12 protein-coding genes are annotated in these 25,589 nt (G+C 51.7%); 4 read left to right on the forward strand and 8 right to left on the reverse strand.

Annotated features, from left to right (window positions below):
• The first annotated feature begins 218 nt into the window (after nucleotides 1–218).
• Together GH722_19410 and GH722_19415 are read left to right on the forward strand one after the other, a co-directional pair.
• On the forward strand, nucleotides 219–6,185 hold the full coding sequence (locus GH722_19410) for a DUF3320 domain-containing protein (protein ID MRG73931.1): 5,967 nt from the start codon (nucleotides 219–221) through the stop codon (nucleotides 6,183–6,185).
• A 377-nt stretch (nucleotides 6,186–6,562) separates the two neighbouring features.
• Entirely contained in the window at nucleotides 6,563–8,599 is a 2,037-nt protein-coding gene (locus GH722_19415; GenBank protein ID MRG73932.1) for a hypothetical protein, read from the forward strand.
• Between the two features lie 25 nt (nucleotides 8,600–8,624).
• On the opposite strand, the gene GH722_19420 is transcribed toward GH722_19415, so the two are convergent.
• The 8 genes from GH722_19420 to GH722_19455 all read right to left on the reverse strand — a co-directional run bounded on the left by GH722_19420 (nucleotide 8,625) and on the right by GH722_19455 (nucleotide 20,729).
• Entirely contained in the window at nucleotides 8,625–9,449 is an 825-nt protein-coding gene (locus GH722_19420) for a phytanoyl-CoA dioxygenase family protein (GenBank protein MRG73933.1), read from the reverse strand.
• Nucleotides 9,446–10,186, reverse strand: coding sequence for a methyltransferase domain-containing protein (locus GH722_19425; GenBank protein ID MRG73934.1), 741 nt, complete (start codon nucleotides 10,184–10,186; stop codon nucleotides 9,446–9,448). Before GH722_19425 ends, GH722_19420 begins: the two co-directional genes overlap by 4 nt.
• The gene (locus tag GH722_19430; protein ID MRG73935.1) at nucleotides 10,183–14,364 is read right to left on the reverse strand and encodes an ATP-binding cassette domain-containing protein; all 4,182 of its coding nucleotides are present in this window, start codon (nucleotides 14,362–14,364) and stop codon (nucleotides 10,183–10,185) included. The genes GH722_19425 and GH722_19430 overlap by 4 nt, the downstream gene beginning before the upstream one ends.
• Nucleotides 14,339–15,214 (reverse strand): hypothetical protein, encoded by an 876-nt coding sequence (locus GH722_19435; protein MRG73936.1) that lies wholly within the window; start codon nucleotides 15,212–15,214, stop codon nucleotides 14,339–14,341. Before GH722_19435 ends, GH722_19430 begins: the two co-directional genes overlap by 26 nt.
• Nucleotides 15,211–15,906: a methyltransferase domain-containing protein gene (locus GH722_19440; protein ID MRG73937.1), complete on the reverse strand. Its 696-nt coding sequence runs from the start codon at nucleotides 15,904–15,906 to the stop codon at nucleotides 15,211–15,213. Before GH722_19440 ends, GH722_19435 begins: the two co-directional genes overlap by 4 nt.
• A 12-nt stretch (nucleotides 15,907–15,918) precedes the next feature.
• On the reverse strand, nucleotides 15,919–16,413 hold the full coding sequence (locus tag GH722_19445; protein ID MRG73938.1) for a hypothetical protein: 495 nt from the start codon (nucleotides 16,411–16,413) through the stop codon (nucleotides 15,919–15,921).
• A 1,177-nt stretch (nucleotides 16,414–17,590) separates the two neighbouring features.
• Nucleotides 17,591–20,137, reverse strand: a complete 2,547-nt coding sequence (locus GH722_19450; GenBank protein ID MRG73939.1) for a hypothetical protein — start codon at nucleotides 20,135–20,137, stop codon at nucleotides 17,591–17,593.
• Nucleotides 20,138–20,144: 7 nt separating this feature from the next.
• On the reverse strand, nucleotides 20,145–20,729 hold the full coding sequence (locus tag GH722_19455) for an ATP-binding cassette domain-containing protein (protein MRG73940.1): 585 nt from the start codon (nucleotides 20,727–20,729) through the stop codon (nucleotides 20,145–20,147).
• A 715-nt stretch (nucleotides 20,730–21,444) separates the two neighbouring features.
• Here GH722_19455 and GH722_19460 point away from each other — a divergent pair.
• The gene (locus GH722_19460) at nucleotides 21,445–23,628 is read left to right on the forward strand and encodes a 4Fe-4S binding protein (protein MRG73941.1); all 2,184 of its coding nucleotides are present in this window, start codon (nucleotides 21,445–21,447) and stop codon (nucleotides 23,626–23,628) included.
• Nucleotides 23,629–23,664: 36 nt separating this feature from the next.
• Nucleotides 23,665–25,584, forward strand: coding sequence for a TAT-dependent nitrous-oxide reductase (gene nosZ / locus GH722_19465; protein MRG73942.1), 1,920 nt, complete (start codon nucleotides 23,665–23,667; stop codon nucleotides 25,582–25,584).
• The last annotated feature ends 5 nt before the right edge of the window (nucleotides 25,585–25,589 follow it).

A 25,589-nucleotide genomic window follows, 5' to 3' on the forward strand; every position in this document is an offset into this window, starting at 1 on the left:
TCTCAACCCTGAGCACATATTTGAATGGTTGGTGCTTCGTGCTCAATTCCACCTTCTGCTCAATCGTGGAGTTGTAATCATGGCTTAACGTGGCTGATCAATAGGCCGCGCCAGTTCACATCTACCCGGAAGTATCATATTCTATGATCAAGGGTTTTTTTGTTCTGTCTTGCAACAATACCGTTAATCCATAACGATCCTCCGGGGAGGGAATTGTTATGGACGAAAAACCTGAAAGCCTTGTTGAAATTGAGACAGAAATTGCCGCAAAGTTAAACTTTGCCGCCCATCAAAGTTCGTTCTCGGTTCTCAGGTCACTGCGAGTTCTGAATCTGAGTCCGACAGAAAGGCTGGAAGAAGTCGTACTTCGCCTGCAGGCCGATCCGCCTTTCTTCAAGGAGCGCGTCTGGCAGATTGATCGCATTGAACCTGATGGCTCGCTGATGGTCCGCGATCGTGAACTCTCCCTTGACGGTGGATTACTTCTCAATCTCTCAGAATCTGTATCAGGTACGGCAAAATTTACAGTTGAGAAGGACGAAACGGTTCTTTTTGAAATCGTCAAACCGGTTGAATTGCTCGCTTACAACGAATGGGGCGGGGCAGCCTATATGCCCGAGCTTCTCGCATCATTTGTCACGCCGAATGATCCGGCGGTTGACCGGTTGCTTCATGGTGCCAGCAAGGTTCTCCGACAGGCAGGAAGGCCTGACGCAATTGACGGTTATCGCTCAGGCAAACGTGAGCGCGTCTGGGAAATCGCTGCATCAGTGTATTCTGCTATTTCAGGGCTCGGCTTGAGTTACGTTAATCCGCCCGCAAGTTTCGAGAAGAATGGCCAGAAGATCAGATTGCCCGGTCAGGTACTTGAAGGTGGCGTTGCAACTTGTCTCGATACATCAGTGCTCTTTGCTGCGGCATTTGAGCAGGCCGGCCTTAATCCAGTGATTGTGACAACTAAGGGTCATGCTTTTGTCGGGGTCTGGCTACAGCCTGAGGGGCTATCGTCAATTGTTGCCGACGAAGCCGAAACTTTACGAAAAAGAGCTGACCTCGACGAGTTGGTCTTGATTGAGACAACTTGTATTACCAATCATCCGGCTCCCCCATTTTCGAAAGCGATCAGTCTGGCACGTGAAAAGATACATCCTGATCTGGATGATGAATTCGGGATCGCTATCGATATTCAAAGAGCGCGTGCCCACCGTATTACGCCACTTGGGTTGAAGACTACTCAGTCTGATGATGGTGAAAAAAATCTGGCCACTATTGTTGAACACGGGCTCGAAAAAGCTCCGGCATTGCCATCGTTCGACACAGGGAAACCTGAGGAAGATCTGCCGGAAACTCCTAAAGGGCGATTGGAGAACTGGCAGCGAAGGTTGCTTGATCTCACTCTGAACAATCGTCTTCTGAATCATCGATCATCAAAGAGCAGTTTGCGCCTGATTTGCCCCTCTCCAGGATTACTGGAGGACAAAATTGCTGCAGGCGGGCGGATAGAAATACGTGTGGTACCAAAACCGACTTCCGATGAGCAGGATCAGGAACTTCATAAGCAGCGAACAGGTGAAATAATAACCGAGGAATATGCCAGAGACGCGCTGGAGCGGAATCAGGTTCTGGTTGACCTCAATGAGGAGGAGTTGTCGAAGCGGGCCGTTGATATCTTTCGTAAATCACGTGCCGCGCTGCAGGAGGGTGGAGCAAATACTCTTTACCTGGCGCTCGGATTTCTGATCTGGAAGCGGGATATCAAGGATGAGCGCCGGCTTCGTGCTCCACTTATCCTGTTGCCGGTAACGCTTGAGCGGAAATCAGTCCGCAGTGGCATCAAATTGATGTCGCATGACGATGAACCGAGGTTTAACACCACGCTTCTTGAAATGTTAAGGAAGGACTTCTCAATAAACATCAAGGGGCTGGATGGTACGTTACCGGAAGATCATAGCGGTATCGATGTGAAGCGGGTATGGGATACCGTCCGGTTGGCTGTGAAAGATGCGCCCGGGTTCGAGGTTGTTGAAGAAGTTGTTCTCGGACAGTTCTCATTTGCCAAATATCTGATGTGGAAAGACCTTGTCGATCGTACCGATGTGTTACGTGAAAATACTGTCGTGCGGCATCTGCTTGATACACCGCGTGACGCCTATCCCAGCGAGATCGGATTTGTTGAAGCCAGAGAAATCGACCGTCAGTACAAACCGTCAGACCTTCTGACACCGTTACCGGCGGATTCTTCCCAGATTGCAGCAATCGCGACTGCGGCGCGGGGGAAAAATTTTGTGATTATCGGACCACCGGGTACAGGCAAAAGCCAGACTATTGCAAATCTGATTGCCCATATGCTGGGGACCGGAAAGACCGTTCTTTTCATTTCAGAAAAGACGGCTGCTCTCGAAGTTGTATATCGTCGGCTGGATGACGCCGGGCTTGGCCGGTTTTGTCTGGAACTTCATTCCAACAGGGCGCGCAAGGTCGACGTTCTCGGGAGGCTTCGTCAAGCCTGGGAAGGCATATCAGAAAGGGATGCGACCGAATGGGAATCTGAAGCTGAACGACTGAGAGAATTACGGGACCGGCTCAACCTTGTTGTTGATCGTCTTCATCTGGTGCGACGGAACGGATTGACTGCTCATCAAGCGATTGGTGTGAAGGTTCGCGACGAGGAAATTGCGAACCGTGTTCGTCTGTCCTGGCCATCGGCGGACCATCATGATGAGGCATTTCTGACAGGAATGCGGGAGACAGTTGGGCGTCTTGAGATACAGGCAAAGGCGATCGGAGACGTTTCTGCCAGTCCCTTTCATTTGGTTGAAGCCGGCAACTGGTCGCCTGACTGGGAGGGGCGGGTGGCTGATTGTGCGGCAGCTTTGTCGGCGGCCGTCACCGCTCTCGATCGGGCCTGTGATTCACTATGTGATGCGGCAGGTGTTAGATTAGCAGACCGGTCTCTGGCCCGAATTGATGCTGTTGCTGACCTCGCCCGGATCCTGATTGATTCGTACCGGAAGGAAACCCACTTTGCGCTTGAGCCAGATGGTCCGGACAGAATTGAGGCGTTAGCAGAGGCATCAGAGAGGCTGGCGGCCTATCGGCAGGCAGCAGATGAACTGATTTGTCCCTACGAACCCTTTGCCTGGCGTAAGCTTGATGGGCAGGAGGTTGCCCGGCAGTGGATGGAAGCAGAAAACACATGGTGGCCGAAGCGGTTCTTTGCCCGGCGCAAGATTATCAAACAGCTGCGTTCCGGTGGTGCGAAAGGTCGCCCCGAGCCTGGTCCCGATGCTCAAGCGCTTGTCCGGTTGCGGCAGGAAGGTGAAGCTCTGGATCGTCTTGATGGGGTGCTGGCAGGCCTCCGGAACTGGTCAGCTCATGGCACCGAACCCGGGCAGGTTGATGACCTCAGACAACTCGGGGAACGGGCGCGGAGCGCGATCGGTCGCCTGGCTGATGACCCTGCGGCAATGGTTGAGATAAGAAACAGGATACGGATTTTACTGTGCGACGGTAATGATCTGCTCTCTTCTGATGCTCCGGTTGGACGGGCTGCAAGGGTATTCATTGATACATTCGAGCAGTTTGAACTCGGCTGTCGTGAGTTCGAAAGTAACGCAGGTGGAGAAGTTCGCGCGTCCTTTGCTGTTGGTGGGGAAGATATCAGCAGAATTCAGGAAACAGCTGATATGATTGAAGGGCGGCGAAATGATCTTCGTGACTGGTGTGCCTGGCGACGGCGGCGCAATGAAGCCATGGACGCCGATCTCGCTGCTCTGGTTCAGGGCGTTGAGAAGGCTCGGATACCAGCTGACGAAATAGTAAAGACGTTTGAGGCAGCTTACTGCACCTGGTGGTCGTCGGCAGTTATTGGCGAAGACTCTGTTTTGCGCGATTTCTCGACTGCCGAACATATGGCAGATATCGAGCGGTTCTGTGAAACTGATACAAGATTTCAAAAGCTGACAGCAGATTACATCGCAGCAAAGCTCTCCGGTGAGTTACCGCAGCAGGATAATGTCAGGAAAACATCGCAATGGGGATTGTTAAGGAGGGAGTTGCAGAAAAAGCGGAAATTGAAGCCGGTCCGCCAGTTGATCTCGGAGGCGCCGGAAGTGCTTACGACCCTGGCTCCCTGTTTCATGATGTCGCCACTCTCTGTCGCCCAGTATCTGCCACCGGAACAGAAAACTTTTGATGTCGTGATTTTTGACGAGGCTTCACAGATCACAGTTTGGGATGCCATCGGTTCAATCGCTCGCGGGTCTCAGGTAATTGTTGCCGGCGATCCGAAACAGATGCCGCCGTCAAATTTCTTCAGCAGGTCGGACGATGACCCGGATGGTGATGTTGATGTGGAGGGTGATCTGGAAAGTATCCTCGATGAGATGATCGGTGCCAGCATTCCGATGCGTACGCTGAATTTGCATTACAGATCCCGCCGGGAAAGTCTGATCGCCTTTTCAAACTCCCGCTATTATGACAACAGTCTGATTACCTTTCCGGCCCCCGCAGTGACCGATCACGGTGTCAGCCTGGTTCGCCCGGACGGTTTCTATGCCCGTGGAAAAGCCCGGCATAATGAAGGAGAGGCGAAAACCATTGTTGCCGAGGTAGTAGAACGACTGACCAGCAATGATTTGACAAGAAGTACCCCGTCAATCGGTGTCGTGACCTTCAATTCCGAACAGCAGAATCTCATAGAAAACCTGCTCGACGAAGTGCGCGCCAGGCACCCTTCCATTGAAAAATATTTCAACCCGGAATCTGTTCTGGAACCTGTCTTTGTAAAGAACCTTGAAACCGTGCAGGGGGATGAACGCGACGTTATTCTGTTCAGTGTGACCTATGGCCCGGATCAAAGCGGTCATGTGACGATGAATTTTGGTCCGCTCAACAGACAAGGTGGCGAGCGACGGCTGAATGTCGCCCTGACGCGGGCCCGTCAGGAAATGATCGTCTATGCAATCATCAGGCCGGAGATGATTGACCTCTCCCGCAGTCAGGCCCGTGCTGTCGCTGACCTCAAGCATTTCCTGGAATATGCCGAGCGCGGGAAAGCGGCCCTTGGAGAAGCGGTGTTCGGGTCAGTTGGCGATTTTGAATCTCCGCTGGAGACAGCTGTTGCCCGGGGCCTGCGGGACAAGGGCTGGCAGGTGCATCCGCAGATTGGCGTCTCGGCTTACCGGATTGATCTGGGCGTGGTTGATCCGGATGCACCAGGCCGATATCTGGCGGGGGTGGAGTGTGATGGTGCGATGTATCACAGCTCCGCCTATGCACGGGAAAGAGACAAGATCCGTCAGGGACAACTGGAGAATCTGGGCTGGACCCTGTTCCGGTTATGGTCGACGGACTGGTGGACAAACCGGCTGAAGTCACTGGATGAACTGGATTTGAAACTTACCGAGCATCTGAGCGCTGAACGGGAACGACGGGCAGTTGAAGAAGCGGCGACGGCCGCGGCTTTGGAAGCGCAGGCTGAGAAAGCACGGGTCAGTAGTGAAGATGATGGCGATCTGTGCGACCCAGAACCGGAATCTGAGGCTAGTGATGAATCTGCAGAACCCGCTGGTGAAGATGGGGTCGCCTACAGGGTGGCCAGTTATCCGGCTGGTTCCGGGGTGGCAGAAGATCAGATCCGTCTCTCGAAGCAGGCATCATTACCCTTGGAGAATAATGATACTCTTAGCGGAAATCAGTATGAATATGCTGATCTTTCTGGTCAGGTGTTCGGGCCGTCGGCGGAGCAGTTCTATGATGAATCCTATGATGCGCGTCTGATTGCTATGATTGATCATGTCATTGATTGCGAAGGGCCGATACATGCAGACATGCTGGTCCGGCGGATAGCGCGTCATCACGCTTTTCAGCGCGCTGGCAATCAAATTCAGCACAGAGTGATCGAACTTGCGAAACGTCGCCGTGGTCGCACCTCTTACGGCAAGGCCATCTTTTTCTGGCGTAAGGGAACGGTAAAGACCCGTCTTTCCCCGGCCCGCCACCTGAACCGAGACACTGATCTCCAGAAAACTGAGCATATCTGTCCGGAAGAAATCCAGGCAATCAATGAAACTTTATCGCTCTCCGGCGATGCCGAGAAGATTGCCCGGGCAATCGGTATAAAACGGGTGACATCGGGAATAAGAACAGCGATCTCCAGTGCGTTGCAGACTCAGGATAATTGATTGCGATCATAGGATGTTCGTTCATCACCCTGCGATCCACTCAATCTACGACGCATTGCCCGCGACGACAGATGTGAGGGTTTTGACGGGTGTCTGGCCGCGAAATTCTCATTCATTGCAGATGACCAGGTTTTGGTAACCTCCCAGGACCGGCTATCAATAGATTGTATGTCGAATCAGAAGTTTGGCAGCATAAAAGATGCAACTACTGTACGGTCGTTTGTGTGGTCATTCCGTTCCTCTCTTGAGATGACATTGTGTCTTAAAACTTTCTCGATAAGTTAGAAGATCAATATATACTATTAAGAGGATGCTTGGAGTGACCCCCTCTCTGAGTGCGGAAATGTCTGAGATTAACAGGCTATAGAGGCTGTCAGATGGCTGAATTAGATTCGAATGAACATTGGGATGCAATTCTAGAAAAAATCCGAAATAATTCACAGGAAAATAAACGTAAAAACTCAAATGTTGTAGAGTTTGATTTCGTAAATTTGCCAAATTTATTAAATAAATATGAAGTAGTGCAGAAAAAGCGATTTTGTATTCCAGCCTCAGCCATTGTTCGTGCGATTTTGAAAGAAAAGGGTGCAAATAAGAAGAGACTGGATATTCGCTTTAACGGTGGGACCTTCAGCAGCACCCTTCATTTGGAGCATTTGAATTTTCCAGGATACCTCCGGTTTGAAAACTGTAAGTTTAAAGGACGCCTGGACCTAAGATACACAAACTTGGGAAGGTTGAAGTTCAAGGACTGTGTATTTGACAAAATTGTTGAAGCTGATGTGGCAAGAGTTGAGGGTGATGTTGAAGTTATAGATTGTAAACTTCAACAGGGATTGGTCTTGCGGGCTGCTCATGTGAAAGGGCGGATCGTTGTAGATGGAAGTGAGATTGGAACCATTCAGAAAGATGATGGGAAAGATTTCGCCAAGGGATTTGCGATTGATGCCAACATGGTGCGTGCCGAAAGTGGAATTTCACTTCGAACTATAGATGCTAAACAAAACAATAAAAAACATACAAAAAAACTCACTATGATTTTTGGTGGTGTTGATTTGACGTCCTCGGTTATTGGCGGACATCTTGAATTTCAAAGTGCGAAAATTCATCCTGATGAGCCGGACGTGCCTGCTGTTGACCTGACAAACGGAAAGGTTGATGGATTTCTTTTTGTTCGTGAAACATCTGAATTCTATGGAAAGTTAAACCTTTTTAGTGCTGAAATTGGACTGTTCAGCGTGAGCGGCGGGAGTAAAATTGTAAACAAGGTGAGGCCCAGAGAGCCGGCTATTGATGGAGAGGGAGTTCGTATAGCAACCTCTTTCACTCTTGGTGAGAAAGTTACGGTTTATGGTGTAAATCTCAGTTCTGCTGAAATTAAGGGGGTTTTTCAGTTTGGTGGGCGCGCCGATGAAAGTGGGCGCACTACGATCGATGAAGAAGTTGCGCCAGAACCTGATCAAGATACTGATTTCATTGTTTCAGAAGAATGGGAGGCGGAGGGTTTCTGTCATCAATTAGATCTGACGCATGCGAGAATAGGTCGTCTGTCAATTGATTTTCAGAGTTGGGAAAAATCCTGTGACGAAGGGATGTTACCACAGCTGAACGGGTGTTTATATGATGATATCGTGAGTATTTCTGGCCGAGATAGTGCTGATAAGGAAAATTTATTCAAATGGGTGGATACGCTCAGGAATTCTGATGCTGAACATGATTATGAAGATGAAAAACACAGCATATTTAAAATAAAAAAACAAAAGAACTACAATCCACAAGTTTATTATCAAATAATTTCTGTTCTTGTTTCAAAAGGTAGATTCGATGATTTGTATAAAATAGAAAAGAAAAATCTTTTTTATTCTTTAAAGCTAAAGTACCATAATAAAAATAAATATAATTATTTTCATATATTAGCAAATTTATTCGTTATGCATCTGCTTGGCTATGGTAGAAGTATGAGGCTATTGCTGCGTGCAGCTTTTATTTCTGTCCTCATTCCCGCCTGCGCATATGGTTGGGGTTATCACAAAGGAAGTTTTTTTCCATCCAATCCACTGATATATAATGAGAAAATAGCATCTTGGGATGATTTTGTACCAAGTAATGCTAATCTCAATTTATTAGAAAAGGTGTTTTATTTTCAAAACTACAATTGTAAAAGACCTTGTGATCTGAAAAATTCCCCAACTTATCCAAGAAAAGAATATCCTTCATTTAGTCCGTTTTTATATTCCTTGGATGTGTTCTTGCCTTTGGTGGATTTATCTCAAGAAAAATCTTGGTCCCCTGTCACGTCGGCTGGTACCTTTACTTTTGTTTGGTTGGTTGTCGTGATCCAAATTATTTTTGGTTGGTTGTTTTCAGGCTTGTTGATTGCTTACGTCTCAGGGGTGGTCCGTCCAAAGTCATAAGTAGACCTGCACGTTCAATTAACCGCTAAAACCCTCTCATTGGCAGGTTTTCCCCGCGCCGGAGCCAGTTGTCGGTGGGATAGTGGCAATCCCCGTCGATGATATGGAGGATGTAGGACTGGCGGCTTCGGCTGGAGTGATTGGTTCCGCTGAAATGAGGAAGCAATCCGTTCATCACGATCAGGCTGTTTCGTTGTACCGGAAGCGGGATGAAACTCTCTGGCGGGTATGGTTCTTTGTCGATTGTCTCGACACCATGGTTTCCCCCGGCGTTGTCACGGCGAAACCGGGCGCGCAGTGGCCCCTTATGTCCGCCGGGTAGTACGTGGAGGCAGGCATTTTCTTCATCCGCATCTTCCAGTGCGAACCACAGCGCAATGACGCTGGGCGGCTCGGAGACCATGTAGGTTGCGTCCTGGTGGATCGGAAAGGCCTGCCCTAACCCTGGTTGTTTGAAGATATATTGTGACTGCAACAGCAGGGGTGTCCGGCATCCGAGGCCCCGCACCAGACAGGCGAGGTTCTGCGTTCGCGAGAAGCTGTCGAAAACCGGGTCAAGGTCATGCAGGGCGCGGCCGACCTTGCCGATGGCCTGATGTTTGTTTCTCAGCAATTCGCCGTTTTCTGAAACGGCATCAGGCTCCAGAAAGAACCGTATATCATCTCCGGCATCGAGCAGGTAAGCCTCGTATTCGGGGCTCTGGAGATGGACGGGCGTGCCAATTGGCTCGAATGCGTCCACAAGGCCTTTTGCCCTGTTGCGAAGCCGTTGCGCCGCTTCCTCTTCAATGAAACCGGGTAAGATGAGAAATCCGTCCTGCTCCCAAAGCCTGAGATCGACGTCGCTCATGCAGGGACCGATGCTTCAATCCAGGGGCTGATGGAGTTTCCAAGGGGCTCCCGTTGGTAGGATCCGTAGATGCTGATATCGTGGAAGCCGGCCTCGGAACATAAACCAGCCAGAAGTTCTGCATTAGCCACATTCAGCGGATGTTCTTCCCAGACCAGTTCACCGATGGATTTCGCAGCATAAACATATCGCGCGTTCGCAGAAGCGACTCCGGTTGCGTGAAACTGGAACAGGAAAACGATATCCTCTGATATATCTGATGGACCGGTTTCCCGGTCTTCCAGTACCAAGCCGTCCATGTTGGGGGCATGTGCGGTTTGCAGAAGCAGTTTACCCCCGGGCTTCAGAGCATTGCGGCAGCGCACCAGAATATCCCGGGCAGATTCTACATCTGTAGCGTAATTGATTACCCAGGAAAGTGCACAGATACCATCATAGAGGCTGTCTGCATCAAGGTCTTCCATAGCCTGGAGCTTTGCCCGGTCCGATCCGGCCTTGGTCATGGCTTCGTTCACCATTCCCTGGGCGGCATCAATTCCCGCGGCATCAAAACCTTCATCGAGTGCTTTCCGGAGGAAGACGCCGGTGCCGCACCCGATATCAAGTATTCGCTGATGCCCGGAGCTACGAAAGCTGTCCAGAACGAAGCTATGATCGTCCTCATAGTGATGGTGAGGTGTATGCAGATCGTAGCGGGATGCCAAGTCCTCGAACAATCGAAAACGGGTATCGGTCACACGGAATTTCCTGCAACGAAAGTATTATAAACAATTGTGACCGTATCCGGATATTCCGCTGCAGGGGCATTCAGTTTTCCATCAAGTGGCAGACAGGCCAGAATGCGGGAGCGGGTCGCCCCCTGTCTATGCCGGGGGACTGGAAAGTCTTCAAGTGCCTTGCGCAGTTCCGGAACCGTTCCGTTTGTCGCCCATGCGGCAAATGACCGTCCCTGTAACTTCAGCAGTTGCGCGGTGATCCCATGTCCGGATCTATCGCAGGTCGGACAATTTATCGGGTACTGATTTCTCTCAACGGAGCTGACCCACTCTTTGTTCTGACTACGTGAAAGCTCTCTCCAGAGGTGAGGGAACAGGCCATCCCATCGTAACCATGACCCAACTTCCTTCGGATCGTCTTTCGGTTTTTTCAGAAACGTTCCGTGTCCTGGCCGGTGCCAGAAACCGTAGAGAAGATAGTCGAGCAAGCGATCCGGATCGTTGAGGCCTTCCTCGTCCATTCGGCGGAAGAATGGCCTGGCCTCGCTACGCCAGATGCCTTTCAGAAGTGCGAGGGCTTCTGGTGTCAGGATGTCTTTGGGATTCTCAAGAGAAACGATATTTCTGGACTGTACCACGAGCTTGAGTGCCGTTGCTGAGATGCTTCCCTGCCCCTTGCAGGCCGGGCAACTTCCCTCGGGACGATGTCTGTCCAGCTGCTCCAGCGTCAGGACGGATGATGTGATCAGCCCATTTGTAATATCATGCGGGATTGTCGAAAGGGTCGCCTGAACTTCATCTTTTTCATTCGTGAGTTCGACAAAACCGCCGCCAATTGCAAGGCTGTACGCGAGTGCTGCTTTCCGGAGGGGGGCTGTCTGATCCGGAGCTTCTAGGTCGGCACGCAACAAATCTGGACTCTTGCTGATGGTTGATATGCTGAAGTCCGCGGTACCGCGTAACGTAAGACCCATCTGCTTCACACGATTTAGCAGAGTCTTGGCAGAACTGTGGGGCAGGGTTGAGCCCCATATTCGCATTTCAACAAGCGCTGGATTGATTGTCAGCCTGCAACCCGGGAGTTTCTGCCATGTTTTCAGAAACTCCGCGGATTTGTCTGCAACATGCTTGTCGCAGCCATCCAGTAACAGCTTTCCTACCTCAAGATTGAGATCGCCAATTTCCCACAGTCGACGATTGGTCCGTATTGGCTCGTTCGAGGCAGGTTGTTTTTCGATATCTCCATCCACGTCACCGCTGACTATGTGATCCAGTGTCGTCTTTTCTTCTCTGACTGGCAGCAGGCCCAGCATTGACGTCTGCTTAGCTGGCGCAAACGATCCGTTTTTCAAAGCCTGTCCGGTTGGGGTGTCCATACCAGCCAGGGTTGCCGGCGATCCCTTGGCAATAACGTTTCCGCCGGATGGTCCTGCGCCCGGGCCGAATTCAACCATCCAATCTACTGCCCTCAGAACATCTAGATTATGTTCAACGATGACGACCGTGTTTCGGCCCTTGTCAACCATACGGCGTAAGACATGCATCAAACGATCCGAATCCTGTCGATGCAGTCCGGCAGCAGGTTCATCGAGAAAGAAAAAGTGCCCTTCCAGCGTGTCAGCTCCCGCCAGGATTTGAGCAACGCGTACACGTTGAATTTCACCTCCGCTCAGACTGTCAACGCGCCGACCAAGGGCAACATGACCGAGGCCTAATTCTTCCATGGTGGCCAGCAGCGGACCAATGGATTTCAGCAGCTCACCTGAGTCTGATTTCTCCCAGGCTCTTCTCAGGTCAGAAACAGCCAGATTCAGTGTTTCGGAAATTGTGAGTCCGCCTACCCTTGTAACCAGTGCCGCAACGCCGTAGCGCAATCCTCCGCAACCGGGGCAGGGCGCATGCTCATTCTGCTCGCTGGTCCCTATTCCCAGACAGACAGGGCAGCGGCCTGAGCCACCATTCAGGCTATAGTCTTTTGGCCTCAATGATGCCTTTTGCGATGCTTTTGTGCCGGCAAAAGACTTTACGAGAATGTCCATGCAGCCGGTCATAGTACCAACAAGGCTACGTCGGTTTCGGGGCGGAACCCGTTGATGGAGTACATGCAGCTTTTGTATTCCATTATGTCCGGCAAAGGAGGCCCAGCTTCCTTTCAGGCTATCTTCCAGAGACTGGGTATCACCGGATGACGGATGAAGTGCGGCTAAAGCCGGTATGAGAATGCCTCTTGCGAAACTCGACTTTCCAGAGCCTGAGACCCCGACAATGGCGGTCAGTGAGCCCTTTGGTAAATTGACATCCTGATCAAGAATATTGTGTATGGATGCGCCCTTTATGTTCAGCCATCCCCTTGTACCAACATCTGAACCGGCATTTAATGGAACATCAGAATCTGTTGGGTTGTTGACAGAGGATATGATGGAACCGCCGTCTGGACCTGCTCCGGGGCCTAGCGTCAGCACCTGGTCGGCAGCAGCAACAATCTGTCTTCGGTGCTCGTTCAACAGGACGCAATGTCTTTGCGACAATTCTTTCAATATTGAAACCATCGGACCGAGGTCCTTTTCGTGCAGTCCGCGCGCAGGCTCGTCTAAAAGCAGGAGCAAGCGCCCGGCTGAAGCGGCCATTACGGCACCTATTTGCAGACGACGCGATTCTCCATCACTAACTGTGAGCATGCCCCGTTCAGCTGAGAGGTGTCCAAGCCCAAGACTGCTGAGCATTTTTGCCCTATTGGCTAACCGATCAAGTGCCTGTCGACCTTCGCTGGTGAGTGCCTGGCCGGCCGCATCCTTGCAGGCAACTGCCAATTGGTTCATCGGCAAGGCAAGCCACTGTGGTAGCCGCCGTCCGGCAGCCTGCAGTGCAGCGGCGGGAGCGGACCATCGAGAGCCGCTACATACCGGGCAGGGTCCCTCAGTGACGAAATGAGCCAGTTTCGCGGCACCGCCTGGCGTTTCGGCCCGACGAAGTATCGCTTGTCTGAAACCCTCGAACTTTCGGGGAGCGCCTTGCTTTTTGCCAGTGCGTAAATCCAGACCCTGGATAAGGTCTTCCCCGGTACCATTAAGGATCATATCACGTGCAGATTGCTCTAAGTCCCGCCATTTAGTTTCGGGATTAAAACCGCAGTATCCGCGCAAACCTTCAATCAGTTCATGCTGTATATTCAGATATTTATAGTTTTTTGGGGTCCAGAGGGCGATTGCGCCATCGTGCATTCCTTTGTCTGGAGACGGGATCAGCCTGTCGTGATCAATATCGAGAAGCCAGCCGATACCCTTGCATTTCGGGCATGCGCCACTGTCGTTATGTTCGGGTGCATTGAATGACAGCAAATGCAGGTCAGGAGACCGGAACAAGGTCCTGTAATCCGGATGAACGTAATGCTTTCCGCCATCAAGCTGGTTACCCATCGCTCCTGCAGCCAGGCCATCCTTGGCGTCGTGTAGTTCAACAATGACGTCATCGTCACTTATATCCCAGGCCTTCGTAAGTAGTTTTTCTGCTGAAAGTCGATCCTTGGGCCCGTTGATATCAACAGAACCTACTTCAGCTTCCAGGGAATAGAGTTGGTTTTCGGGGAGCGGCTGCCAATTTATCAGGTCGACTCTGCGCCCCTCTTTGTGGATTTCAGGATTGTCAGTTTCACTCCTGAGGATGCCGGTGTGAATGCCTGCAGCTACCAGTGATGCTGCAGCCCGTTTACCATCTGATTTTACCCAGCGTACTGGCACCGTCCAAATAGTTGCCTTGCCGCGATATTGTGTGGCCAGCCACTCGGCATAGGACTCAGGACTTGGGGCAGGAACAGATAATCCTGTTTCAGTTACCGGCTTTCCTTCAGATAAAAACAGCTGGCGTATGTCGCCCAGAATCCCTGTCGCTGTGCCAATTGTAGTTCGCGAGGAACTTCGAAACGGACGTTGCCCTACATACAGCATGGCCGGTGTTGCTCCGACAAATGCACGAACGAGGGGTTCTTCTTTTTTTCTGTTTCGTATCCCATGAAACAGTTCGTTTCGTCGGACAGTTTCAGCTGCGATGACATCGTGAAGCAGAGAACTTTTTCCGGATCCGCTGACACCTACGATTGCTGTCATTCCCAATAAGGGAAAATGACAATCTATGTCGCGGAGATTGTTGGCATCTGCACCAATAACTTTCAGAAAGTCAAACTGTGACATGTTCTCGCTCATTCCGAGAATGAAGGATGTGAACTTTACGTGCTTCGAAATCCATAGGGAAATGATTGAATTTGACTGAACATTCACTTCTGTAATGCATGGTGCGGTGGTTGGAGAACAATAGAATATCTCCTTGTTTCAGGCTTAGTGGCTCAGACACTTTAGTTGCCGCCCTCTGGATAGCTTTCAATATCATATCCGGTGCTGGTAGACCTCGCCTGTCGCACGCAGTACGGATCGTTTCTGGGTGAAATCTCAGAATACCGTTATCGTAAAGACGTCCCTGCCAGAGACCCGCAGACCGGTCGTTTGCCATCGCCACTTCTTCGTTGGTTAGAAAATAGAGCGCCGCATGTGCCCGATCTTTCCCCAGCTGTTCGAGGATATCATCAATTCTGGCTATACGGTTATGGCCAAACTGAGGGGCTCCGGGGTCGGGTGTGATGCACTGAATACCAGTCAGCGCGGGCGGTGAGGGGCTGGCGTTTAGATCGGTATGGAAGAAACCTTCATCACCTCTGCGAGCAAGGTCCCGTGACCAGGGACTCATCGCAAGATATTTTACAATTTGATCATCACCATAGGATAGAAAGCATTTCCCCAGAATGCTCATGGCAGCAATGAGGCTGCGGCCATCTCCTTCAGGATGAAGACCACTGATAACAACGCAATCATAACGCTGATATATGGCCCGAACTGATCGTGAGAATTCTTGCCATGCGCAGCAGTCTTCTAAGGTGAGATGTATTCCCTTTAGGATACTATATTCGAAGGCTTCAAGGTTTTGCTTACTGATCGTTTCTGTCAGAACCTTGTTCACGACATCCGAACTGAAAATTACATTTTCAGGCTTCCAACTCATTTGGGAGCATCAAAGCGGAACAGCAGTTTGTGGCGGTACTGATGTTCGCAAAGCGTGTGAATGCTCGGAACCGGAAATGTTGTCGTGCTTGGGCTGTGGATGATCCAACCGTCGCGCCGAAGTGGCCTGACAGCGGTGCGCATTCCAGCTGCTTCTGCCCGTTGCATTATGTATAGCGGTGCATGATCAAACACCCTTTGTCCCATATTGATTAGTCTTGATCGCCAGTCTGGCCATAATGGGTTTTCTGTGTGGCAGCCAAGTGTGAAATAAGCTCTCCGGCGAGGGCGCAATACTCGTGCGATATGCCCGAACAGTTCGTCTAGATCCTCAATTAGATAAAGCACTTCCTGACAGGTGATGATGTCCGCTGAATGTTTCGGTATTACATTCCAAAATTCAGGGTGGAGGACTGTCGCTGGGATACCGGCAGCTTCCAGTCTGGAAACGGCCATCTGTCGTGGCACGACAAGTGGCTCGATACCAAATACATGGTCACACTGCCAATGCATCGCTGCACGATATAAAAATCCACCTCGATGACAGCCTATATCAACAATGGTTCCTATATTTGTCCCAGTGCCATAATCATCGTCAATATGACTTACAATGGACTGCCAGAAGACAGAATTCAGGTTTTCTAGTTCGGCGTCATCATTTTCCCGGGCAAAAAAAGTCTCACGAGTTGCCATTCGGTGATGCAGTCAGGGACAATTTTGGGATCTACACGACCGTGCCAAGGTGTCACCACCTGTAGGATCAACGCCAAAACTACTTACAAACAAATCGACAGATTCGTTAAACGCTTGTTCCAGATCTAACTCATCCTGCGCGCCACGCATGCCGAAATAGGGGAAGTGGTGCAACAAACGCCCGAACAACGACAAACAATCACGTTCGTAGGCTTGTGTGTCGAGAATATGATAGTGCCAAAACAAGTCGATCGGACCGGTCGGGCAAATTTTACGATTCGGATAATACAGGTTCAACGCAAGAAATTTACGGTATAAATCCTCAATTTCGTCCACTGCTTCAGCCGTCATACCTTCATCGTGACTTATTTTAATTTTGAGCATAGAAAAGTCGATTAAGGCAACTTTAGCTATTGCTGCTTGTAGTTCTTTACTTGGCTGAGCGAGCTTAGCCGCTTGTGACATTGTGATCGCAGCGGCGACAGTTTTCTCTCCAACGGAAGTCATATTTTTTTTACTCGGTAGATTGATTGCAAAAACACAATTTATCATCGCATTGAGTGGCTCTGCCGTCAACAATGGGGTTCTGGCAGGCAACTACATGTTTCTCATTGCGCTGTCTCTATCTTAGAACGTTATGATGTTAGCGCTGTGCGAATGGGCATCAGAACCTTCTCAGCTGGTATGGTTGATGAAAATGCATGAGAAAATTTTGTATTTTTACAATTTATAGAAGTGGGTTTGTTTGTGATGAGAGTTTGGCATTGACGCTCGTTTAGAGAAAACGAGGCAAGCACTGCATCTGGATTCTGATTTCAAGCTAAAGGGGCTGATAAAATCTTATCATGATAGAAAGTGATCTTTTGAGCAGTTGTAGCCACAAGCTCGGTTTCATACGAAAATAGATGAATTTGTATGTCTGCTGCGACAGTCCATCTTATCGTTTCAGGATTGTTACGGTTGAATGAAAGCACCAGCGACGGTCTGTTGTTTGGTGGGGGCGGATCAATTCAGGTTTTGACCCTAATGTTTATTTCGATAATGACTATTCTTATGTGGGAAATGCTTCTGCCGAGTTTCTGTTTTTGAATGCGCTTGCAATTTATGTGTTGGGCATTTTTATGCAGCTATTAAGAGTAGGTGAGGATGGGGGAATCGCTGAGCAGCGATATCCTCGATGGCGCTGGAAATGATACGCTGGTTGGAGGGGTGGGAACCGGATGTCATAGCAGATCCGTTCAATGGTTTGGCCGTAGGACGAAATCTTTAGCCGACTATAGGAGAGGAGCTCTTTGACGCAAAAGGTCCGAAAGTTCTGTATTTAGAAGTAAGTTTGAAATAGCGGTTGATATCGTAGGGTCTTGACCAAATCCTGCCCCCGCAACCAACTAATCATGCCGCTACCTCAACAGGTCAGCGGCTTTTTTGCGTCCGGAAGTTGGAACAAAGAGGTTAGCCGGACAATACAGCCGTGATGCTGTCAAGGAAGGCTGCCGCCTCGTCGTACAGTTTTTGTGAGGTAGCCTTGATGGTGGAGTACGGTTCGGATGATCGGTCTTGCAGGCTGACAACGCGATATTCTACTCCCGATGGCGACCGCTATCTGTTTGACGGAAGTCGCAAATCACAGCGCTGATTGTAAGTGGTGACGGTTGAAGGCTGGTCTTCAGTCGGGGTGTTTGCTTCACGAACTGAGTTGTCGGACGATTTGCCCGCGGCCTTTTGGCATGGCACCCAATGCACCGGCAATGGCAGCCGCCATTGCAGCCGTTACCCCCAGAATGAGCGGCAGCGCTGCCGAGACCAGGCCCGGTGCCCATGCAACATGAAGCGCCTGATCGACGGCCCAGAAACCGCCGGCCCAACCGGCTGCGCCACCTATGACAGCCGCGATTGCTCCGATGCTTGCCGCTTCACATAATCTTGCTAATGCGATCTCTGACCTCGATGCACCGATTAACGTAAAGGCCAGAGCTTCACGGCGGCGCGCATCAACCTCTGCGGCAATAACCGACGCCAGCGTGAGCCCGCCGGCACCTAACAGGATGAAGGCAATCAACAGAGTTGCCAGGACGGCGCCATCGATCACTTCTGTTACCTGCCCCACCAGTGTCCGGATATCGATACTGGTGATATTGGGTGACGTTGTGGCCAGCCTGTTGATGAGCGCATCTGTTGCAGCATCCGTTTCACCCTGAAGGCTCATAATCCAGGATTGCGGAGCGTCTCGGAACGGATTGGGCGATGCCATCAACAAATATTCCGGCCGAAATGTCCGGTGGTATTCCTTGCGGATGTTTACGACCTTTGACGTAAAGGAGCGCCCCAGAACGCTGTAGGTAAGTTCATTACCAGGTTTTAAGTCGAATGCTTCCTGCAAATCTTCTTCGGGCGAAAGAACAGGTGGCCCATCATAATCTGGTGCCCACCATTCCCCGGCTACCAACTCAGCACCTGTAGGCTCTGCTGTCCACGAAAAGCTGTGATCGCCCTCGATGACCCAGGATTTGTCCTCGCGCAACAATGCCTCTTCTGCCGGCACACCGTTAACGGCGGTCAGCGTCATTCGCATGTAAGGGTTCGCCTGAAGTCCTCCGAGATCCGGGTCCGCATCGATCAGCGCTTTAAGGCCGGTGACCTGATCAGGCTGCACATCAATCAGGACGAGGTCCGGAATACGGTCTGGCAGTTCTGCCCGCAGGCCTTGTTCCAGTGAGTTCTGTGCCGCGACAATTGCTGTAATTCCTGCGATACCAATCCCGATCGCAACCGCCCGCAATGCAACGGCATTTGTGTTCAGCAAACCCTGACGGGCTACCACGCCGATAAAGTTGCGCGGCTGGCGCGAGGTTGCCAACCTTGCCAGACACCATCCACCACCGACGAGAACCAGCGCCACTGCAGCCAGACCCCCCGCAGCAATACCCGCGAGCGCTGGAATGGGTAAACTGATCGTTGCTGCGGTCATCGTCAGCCCGAGCAGGGCTAAGCCAGTACCGAGCTGCCGGTTATCTGGCTGCAAATCGGCCTCGCCACTGCGCATGGCAGCCCCCGGCGACAGCCGTGAAATACCTGCCAGCGACAGAACACTGGTGCCGGTTATCCCGATCATCAGGATCCATGCCACTTGAGCTGTCGGCCCGACTAAATGAGTTGCCGACCACACCACATGCAGCTTCGCAGAAATAAGCTGCATGACCGGTGCTGTCACAAGAGCAGAAAAGCTCAGACCGAGGATAACGCCGACGGAACTCGCAATGGCGATAATGGCGGCATGGAGACTGATGACGATGCCAGGTGTCGCGCCGGAGAGGCGGTACAAAGCAATCGTTCGTATGCGCCGGGATACCCATGCCTTGCCGGAAGCCCAGGCACCAGCCAGGCCAATCGCCAAAGCGACAATCCCCGTCATGCCCAGAAAGGTGGTTGTCCGGTTAACGGTGCGGCGAACACGGTCGCCGGCATCACCCGGCGTTTCCATTTCCCAGCCGGTTTCCGGACGCAGTGCGGCTATTTTGTTCATCGCGTCACTGCCGGATATCCCGGGCGGGAAATTTATTCTGTAGCGATAATCGATAATGGCGCCACGCTGGGCCATCTCCGACTGCATCAGAACGTCGAGGCGCATTATAATTCGTGGACCGACCATAAAGCGGCCAGCCGATAAACGGTCGGGCTCGATTAACAATGTATCGGACAGAATAAAGTCCTGTGCACCAAGTCTGATGGTGTCGCCAATATTAATGTTGAGGCGGCTCAGGAGGCCCGGTTCCGCAACCACTGCGTGGCGACCATCGCGCATCTGTAATGCGGAGTGCAGATTTTCCCCACTCCGCAGACGCACGGTACCGTTTAAGGGATATGCTTCGTCGACAGCTTTCAGTTCCACGGCAACGCGGGCGTCACCAGCCACTGCTGAACTTCGCAATTCGGCAACACGGGAGACAGAACCGGTATTTTCCAGTTCTGCTACGATCTCATCATCGAGTGGTACATTTACGACTGTGACGGCGACATCGCCCCCCAGCAGGGTTGTGCCGCTGTCGGATAACGACTGCGACAGGCTGTCACCCATCATCCAGACGGCACCCATCATAAAGGTGGCGATGGAAACGCAGGCGATAAAGAGTTTCAGGCCGTAGATTCCGGCAGCCAGTTCTGCGGAGAGCAGTTTTTGCAGAATACGTGCCTGAACAGTGAATGGTAATGCGCTGTGAGATGTGTTTCGCATTGCAGGGTCAGGCTGCGATCAGGCCGGCATCGATGGAAATCGTGCGGTCACATTTACCGGCCATTGATGTGTCATGCGTTACCATCAGCATCGCAGCACCGGTTTCGCGCACCAGTGCGAACATGGTCTCGGCAACATCAATTCCGGTTTCCTGATCAAGATTACCTGTTGGCTCGTCAGCGAGAATTAACCCGGGCTGCGCTACAAAGGCGCGGGCGATAGCAACCCGCTGTTGCTCGCCCCCCGACAAAGCTGACGGCCGGTGTGTCATGCGATGACCAAGTCCCACTCGCTCTAACATCTTCTGGGCTGCTTCTGTGCCAGAGTTCTGACCTGATAACATGAGTGGCATAGCTGCGTTCTGCAATGCGGTCATTGCCGGGACCAGATGGTAGGACTGAAAAACAATACCGATGTCGTTGCGCCGCAAAGCAGTACGCTTTGCCTCAGTTGCCTGCATGAGGTCACTGCCCAAGACATTCACCCTGCCGGCGGTGGCACGCTCCAATCCCCCGATTATGGCGATAAGCGATGACTTTCCTGATCCCGACGGACCGGTAACGGCAACAATCTCCCCGGGGTTCACGGTCATATCAATGCCGCGCAACACCGGGACGTCACCTTCCGGGGCGGGGTATGACAGCTTCACACCGTGTAATGAAATAACTGGATCTGAAGACACAACGCCTCGCTCGTGATTTTGATCAGGATAATGGTTATTGAACCGGCATATGGCTGTTTGAACCACCGTTAAGTTTCTTAAAACCCATACGACGGAGAGATAAGAACAGATCTGCCGGGATGAGGCTTTTGTGAAGACTGACAGTGAGAAATGCGACCTCTGAAAGGTGGTTGATCAGGAGGGAGAGAGTCTCGAAAGCAATGTGACAAGCCTTCAACCAGGCCGGCGTCATGTAAACCGGAGCAGTCAGCAGCCTGATTCAAAGGAGGGTCCGGCTCCTCTGATTCAAGAGACCAGACGGCGTAGCGCTCTTGCAAATGCCGGATATCGACGGGTTCAGACGGTTAACTCTAAAACGTTCGGCCTGTCTGTCCGGGGGCATCAAGATGCGGATGGGCGAGGTGCCGGCAAAATAAGAAGATGACCGCTGATGGTGCCATATCCCGCCGCAAAGGCCGTTTGCTGCCAGTCATGGTTGGCCTGCCGCTGAATATTTCTGCGGTAAGGGAATAGATCTTCGATTGTTTGATCCAGAACAATGCCAGTTGCTCAGCCTTCTCTATTATCCCGTCAGAACATGAGAAACCGGACAAATATCCAGATGAATCGTGCTGGCAAGACACTTATGAAAATATTGGTGGCGATGATTTTTGTGCTGACAACCGCACAGGTCAGCCACAGTGAGCCGATCATTGCGAAATTTATCGACAGGGTTGATCTCTCAACACTGATTCCAGGTGCGGACCGTCTGGGTGAACCGCGGTCGGACATTCCGGTCATCCCGGCCCTCCGGGGAAGCGATGTCATTGGTTATGTGTTTCTGACATCGGATTTCGTCACGACCACCGGTTATTCGGGAAAGCCCATTCATATTGTGATGGCGGTCGATAATGACGCAAAGGTAACCGGGGTCAGCCTCGTCAAACATTCGGAACCTATCGTCCTGATCGGTATTCCTGATGCGAAGATCAAAGCGGTTACGGAAAAATATGCCGGTCTTGATCTGGTCAGTGAGGCTGCCGCCGGCGGCTCTGCTCATGACCTTGATATCGTATCGGGAGCTACCGTGACGATTATGGTGATTGACGATTCAATCGTGCGGGCCGGATTGAAAGTTGCAAAGTCATTAGGTCTTGGCGGTTTGAAAGCTGATGCAGCGAGTAGCGGACCGGTTCGTGAAATGCTACGGCCTGCCGGTGATGATGTGCCGGTTTCTGACTGGCAGACGCTGACGGGCGATGGCTCTGTCCGGTCTTTGCGACTCGATGTCGGGCAAATCAATCAGGCCTTTGCGGAAACCGGTGATGCCCGTGCCATCAAACGCCCGGAGAAAGGCGATCCGGAGGCGACATTTATTGATCTGCAGATGGCGTTGGTGAGCGCCCCTGAAATTGGCCGGACTCTTCTCGGTGAAGATGAATATGCAAACCTGGTTGCCTGGCTGAAAGAGGGTGAAGAAGCGATCCTTGTTCTGGGGCGGGGCAAATACTCTTTCAAGGGTTCGGGGTATGTACGGGGTGGAATTTTCGATCGTATCCAGCTCATTCAGGGTGACGAAGCGGCCCGTTTTTTCGACAAGCAGCATAAGCGGCTGGGGCGGCTGGCACCGGATGACGCACCATCTTTTACGGAACTGGACATATTTAAAATTCCGGCGGATATGGGATTCAGCCCGACCGATCCCTTTCGGCTGCAGTTGCTTGTGCAGCGGGCTGTGGGCGCTATCGACAAGACCTTCATAACATTTGATCTTGGTTACCGGCTGCCTGACCGGTTTGTCCGGAATATCGCGCCTGAACCTGTCTCGCAGGCGGCAGGAGATCTCGCGGCCTCTGATCCTGATGAACTCAGCCATTTATGGAAACGAATCTGGCAGAACAAGCAGTTTGAAGTCGCCATACTGGGGCTGGCGATTGCTGTTCTGACGCTGGTGTTCTTTTTCCAGATGCAGGTCACCCGGCATGAACGGTTTACCTACTGGTTCCGCATCGGTTTCCTGACCTTCACGCTGGTTTTTCTGGGCTGGTATGCGAATGCCCAGCTGTCGGTTGTCAATGTTCTGGCATTCTTCTCTGCAGTGATGGCAGGTTTTTCCTGGTCTGCATTCCTGATGGACCCGCTGGTTTTTATTCTCTGGTTCTCGGTTGCGGCCTCTCTGTTGTTCTGGGGACGGGGCGTGTTCTGCGGGTGGCTCTGCCCGTTCGGGGCGCTGCAGGAACTGACCAACAAGATCGCCCGTTTCGTAAAGATTCCGCAATATACGTTGCCCTGGGGACTGCATGAACGGCTGTGGCCGATCAAATATATGGTTTTCCTGGGACTTTTCGGGCTGTCGCTTTACTCGCTTGAACTGGCTGAACGGTTTGCCGAGGTTGAACCCTTCAAGACGGCAATCATCCTGAAGTTCCAGCGCGGCTGGCCCTATGTCCTGTTTGTGGTGATTCTGCTCGGTGCGGGCCTGTTCATCGAGCGTTTCTACTGTCGTTATCTTTGTCCGCTGGGGGCGGCGCTCGCCATCCCGGCACGTTTGCGGATGTTCGACTGGCTGAAGCGTTACCGCGAATGCGGCAACCCCTGTCAGCGTTGCGCCAACGAATGCATGGTGCAGGCGATTCATCCGGAAGGTCACATCAACCCGAATGAATGTCATCAGTGCCTGCATTGTCAGGTGCTCTATCAGAGCGACACCAAATGTCCGGTCTGTATCAAGAAAGTCGCGAAACGTCTGCGTTTTGAGGCGTTAAGCCAACCCGAATCAGCTCAGCCAGACGGCCTGAAAAAGGAAATAACAGGACCATCGGCAGAGTGATTGCCGCGTTTCAACAATCTGAAAGGAATTAGCGATATGTCAGCAGAAGAAACACGGGCCAAAGGCCTTTCGCGGCGTGGTCTGATGACCGCGACTGCCGCGGGCACATTTGCTGCCGGGAGTGGTCTTGCCGGGGGACTTTTCTCCGGAGGAGTCAGAAAAGCCGAGGCGGCGGGTTCACCGAAGGTCAACCTTGAGCCAGGTGAACTGGATCCCTATTACGGTTTCTGGTCATCTGGTCAGAGCGGAGAGCTCCGTATTCTGGGGTTTCCGTCAATGCGGGAACTGATGCGTGTTCCGGTATTCAACCGCTGTTCGGCAACCGGGTGGGGCCAGACTAACGAAAGTCTGAAAATTCTTACGGAAGGTCTGACCGAAGAGACGAAAAAGTTCCTCGCGGCCAAGGGCATGAAGACATATGACAATGGTGATCTCCACCATCCGCATATGTCGTTTACTGACGGCACCTATGATGGCCGGTATATTTTTGCCAATGACAAGGCGAATACACGGGTCGCCAGAATTCGGTGTGACGTCATGAAATGCGACAAGATCATCGAGATCCCGAACGCACATGACATTCATGGCATGCGCCCGCAGAAGTTTCCGCGCACCGGGTATGTCTTCGCCAATGGTGAACATGAGGCACCGCTGGTCAATGACGGCAGAATTCTCGATGACCCGTCGCAGTATGTGAATATTTTCACAGCTATCGATGGCGACGAAATGAAGGTTGCCTGGCAGGTCATGGTATCGGGGAACCTCGATAACACGGATTGTGACTATCAGGGCAAGTACGCTTTCTCGACTAGTTACAATTCAGAGATGGGCATGAACCTTGCCGAAATGACCGAGAATGAACTCGATCATGTGGTGGTGTTCAATCTCAAGGCCATCGAAGCCGGTGTGAAATCCGGGGACGTGCAGATGCTGAATGGTGTGCCGGTCATCGACGGGCGCAAGGGTAAGAACAAAAACTACACCCGCTATATACCCATCCCGAACAGTCCGCATGGTTGCAACACGGCCCCTGACAAGAAGCATGTTGTGATTAATGGCAAACTGTCGCCGACAGTTTCGATCATTGATGTGACCAAGGTGGATGCCCTGTTCGACAGCAATGCGGACCCGCGCTCCTGCATCGTTGGTGAACCGGAACTGGGTCTCGGCCCGCTTCACACTGCTTTCGATGGCAAGGGTAATGCTTTCACGACACTGTTCCTCGACAGTCAGGTGGTCAAATGGAACATGGACAAGGCGATCCGGGCCTTTGCCGGTGAGGATGTTGATCCGATCATTTCCAAGGTCGATGTCCATTACCAGCCCGGCCATAACTCGACCTCGATGGGTGAAACAGCCGAAGCTGATGGTGAATGGCTGATTTCGATGAACAAGTTCTCCAAGGACCGGTTCATCAATGTCGGGCCGCTGAAGCCGGAAAACGAACAGCTGATCGACATCTCCAGTGATGAGATGAAGGTGGTGCATGACGGTCCGACTTTCGCGGAACCGCATGACAGCATCATCGTTCGTTCAGATATCGTGAAACCGGTTAATGTATGGGACCGCAAGGATCCGATGTTTGCCGATGCGGTGAAGCAGGCGAAAGCTGACGGTGTCGACCTTGAAGCTGATGACACAGTCATCCGCGACGGCAACAAGGTTCGTGTTTATATGACATCGGTTGCTCCGCAGTTTGGTCTGGAGAAGTTCACGGTCAAACAGGGTGATGAGGTTACGGTCTACATCACCAATCTGGATGATGTGGATGATGTGACCCACGGGTTCTGTCTGTCGAACTATGGCATCGCGATGGAAGTGGCACCGCAGGCAACCGCCTCGGTGACGTTTACGGCGGATCGTCCCGGAGTCCACTGGTTCTACTGCCAGTGGTTCTGTCATGCGCTGCACATGGAAATGCGCGGGCGCATGTTTGTCGAACCGTCGGCTGCGTAAGGAAC

This window comes from Alphaproteobacteria bacterium HT1-32, assembly GCA_009649675.1.
In the GTDB taxonomy this organism is placed as follows: Bacteria; Pseudomonadota; Alphaproteobacteria; order Rhodospirillales; family HT1-32; genus HT1-32.

Excerpts from the sequence above, each read along its gene's own strand:
- GH722_19410 (MRG73931.1), top strand. The coding sequence starts at position 219 with ATGGACGAAAAACCTGAAAGCCTTGTTGAAATTGAGACAGAAATTGCC.
- GH722_19415 (MRG73932.1), top strand. The coding sequence starts at position 6,563 with ATGGCTGAATTAGATTCGAATGAACATTGGGATGCAATTCTAGAAAAA.
- GH722_19420 (MRG73933.1), bottom strand. The coding sequence starts at position 9,449 with ATGAGCGACGTCGATCTCAGGCTTTGGGAGCAGGACGGATTTCTCATC.
- GH722_19430 (MRG73935.1), bottom strand. The coding sequence starts at position 14,364 with ATGAGCGAGAACATGTCACAGTTTGACTTTCTGAAAGTTATTGGTGCA.
- GH722_19435 (MRG73936.1), bottom strand. The coding sequence starts at position 15,214 with ATGAGTTGGAAGCCTGAAAATGTAATTTTCAGTTCGGATGTCGTGAAC.
- GH722_19440 (MRG73937.1), bottom strand. The coding sequence starts at position 15,906 with ATGGCAACTCGTGAGACTTTTTTTGCCCGGGAAAATGATGACGCCGAA.
- GH722_19445 (MRG73938.1), bottom strand. The coding sequence starts at position 16,413 with ATGACTTCCGTTGGAGAGAAAACTGTCGCCGCTGCGATCACAATGTCA.
- GH722_19450 (MRG73939.1), bottom strand. The coding sequence starts at position 20,137 with ATGCGAAACACATCTCACAGCGCATTACCATTCACTGTTCAGGCACGT.
- GH722_19455 (MRG73940.1), bottom strand. The coding sequence starts at position 20,729 with ATGACCGTGAACCCCGGGGAGATTGTTGCCGTTACCGGTCCGTCGGGA.
- GH722_19460 (MRG73941.1), top strand. The coding sequence starts at position 21,445 with ATGAAAATATTGGTGGCGATGATTTTTGTGCTGACAACCGCACAGGTC.
- nosZ (MRG73942.1), top strand. The coding sequence starts at position 23,665 with ATGTCAGCAGAAGAAACACGGGCCAAAGGCCTTTCGCGGCGTGGTCTG.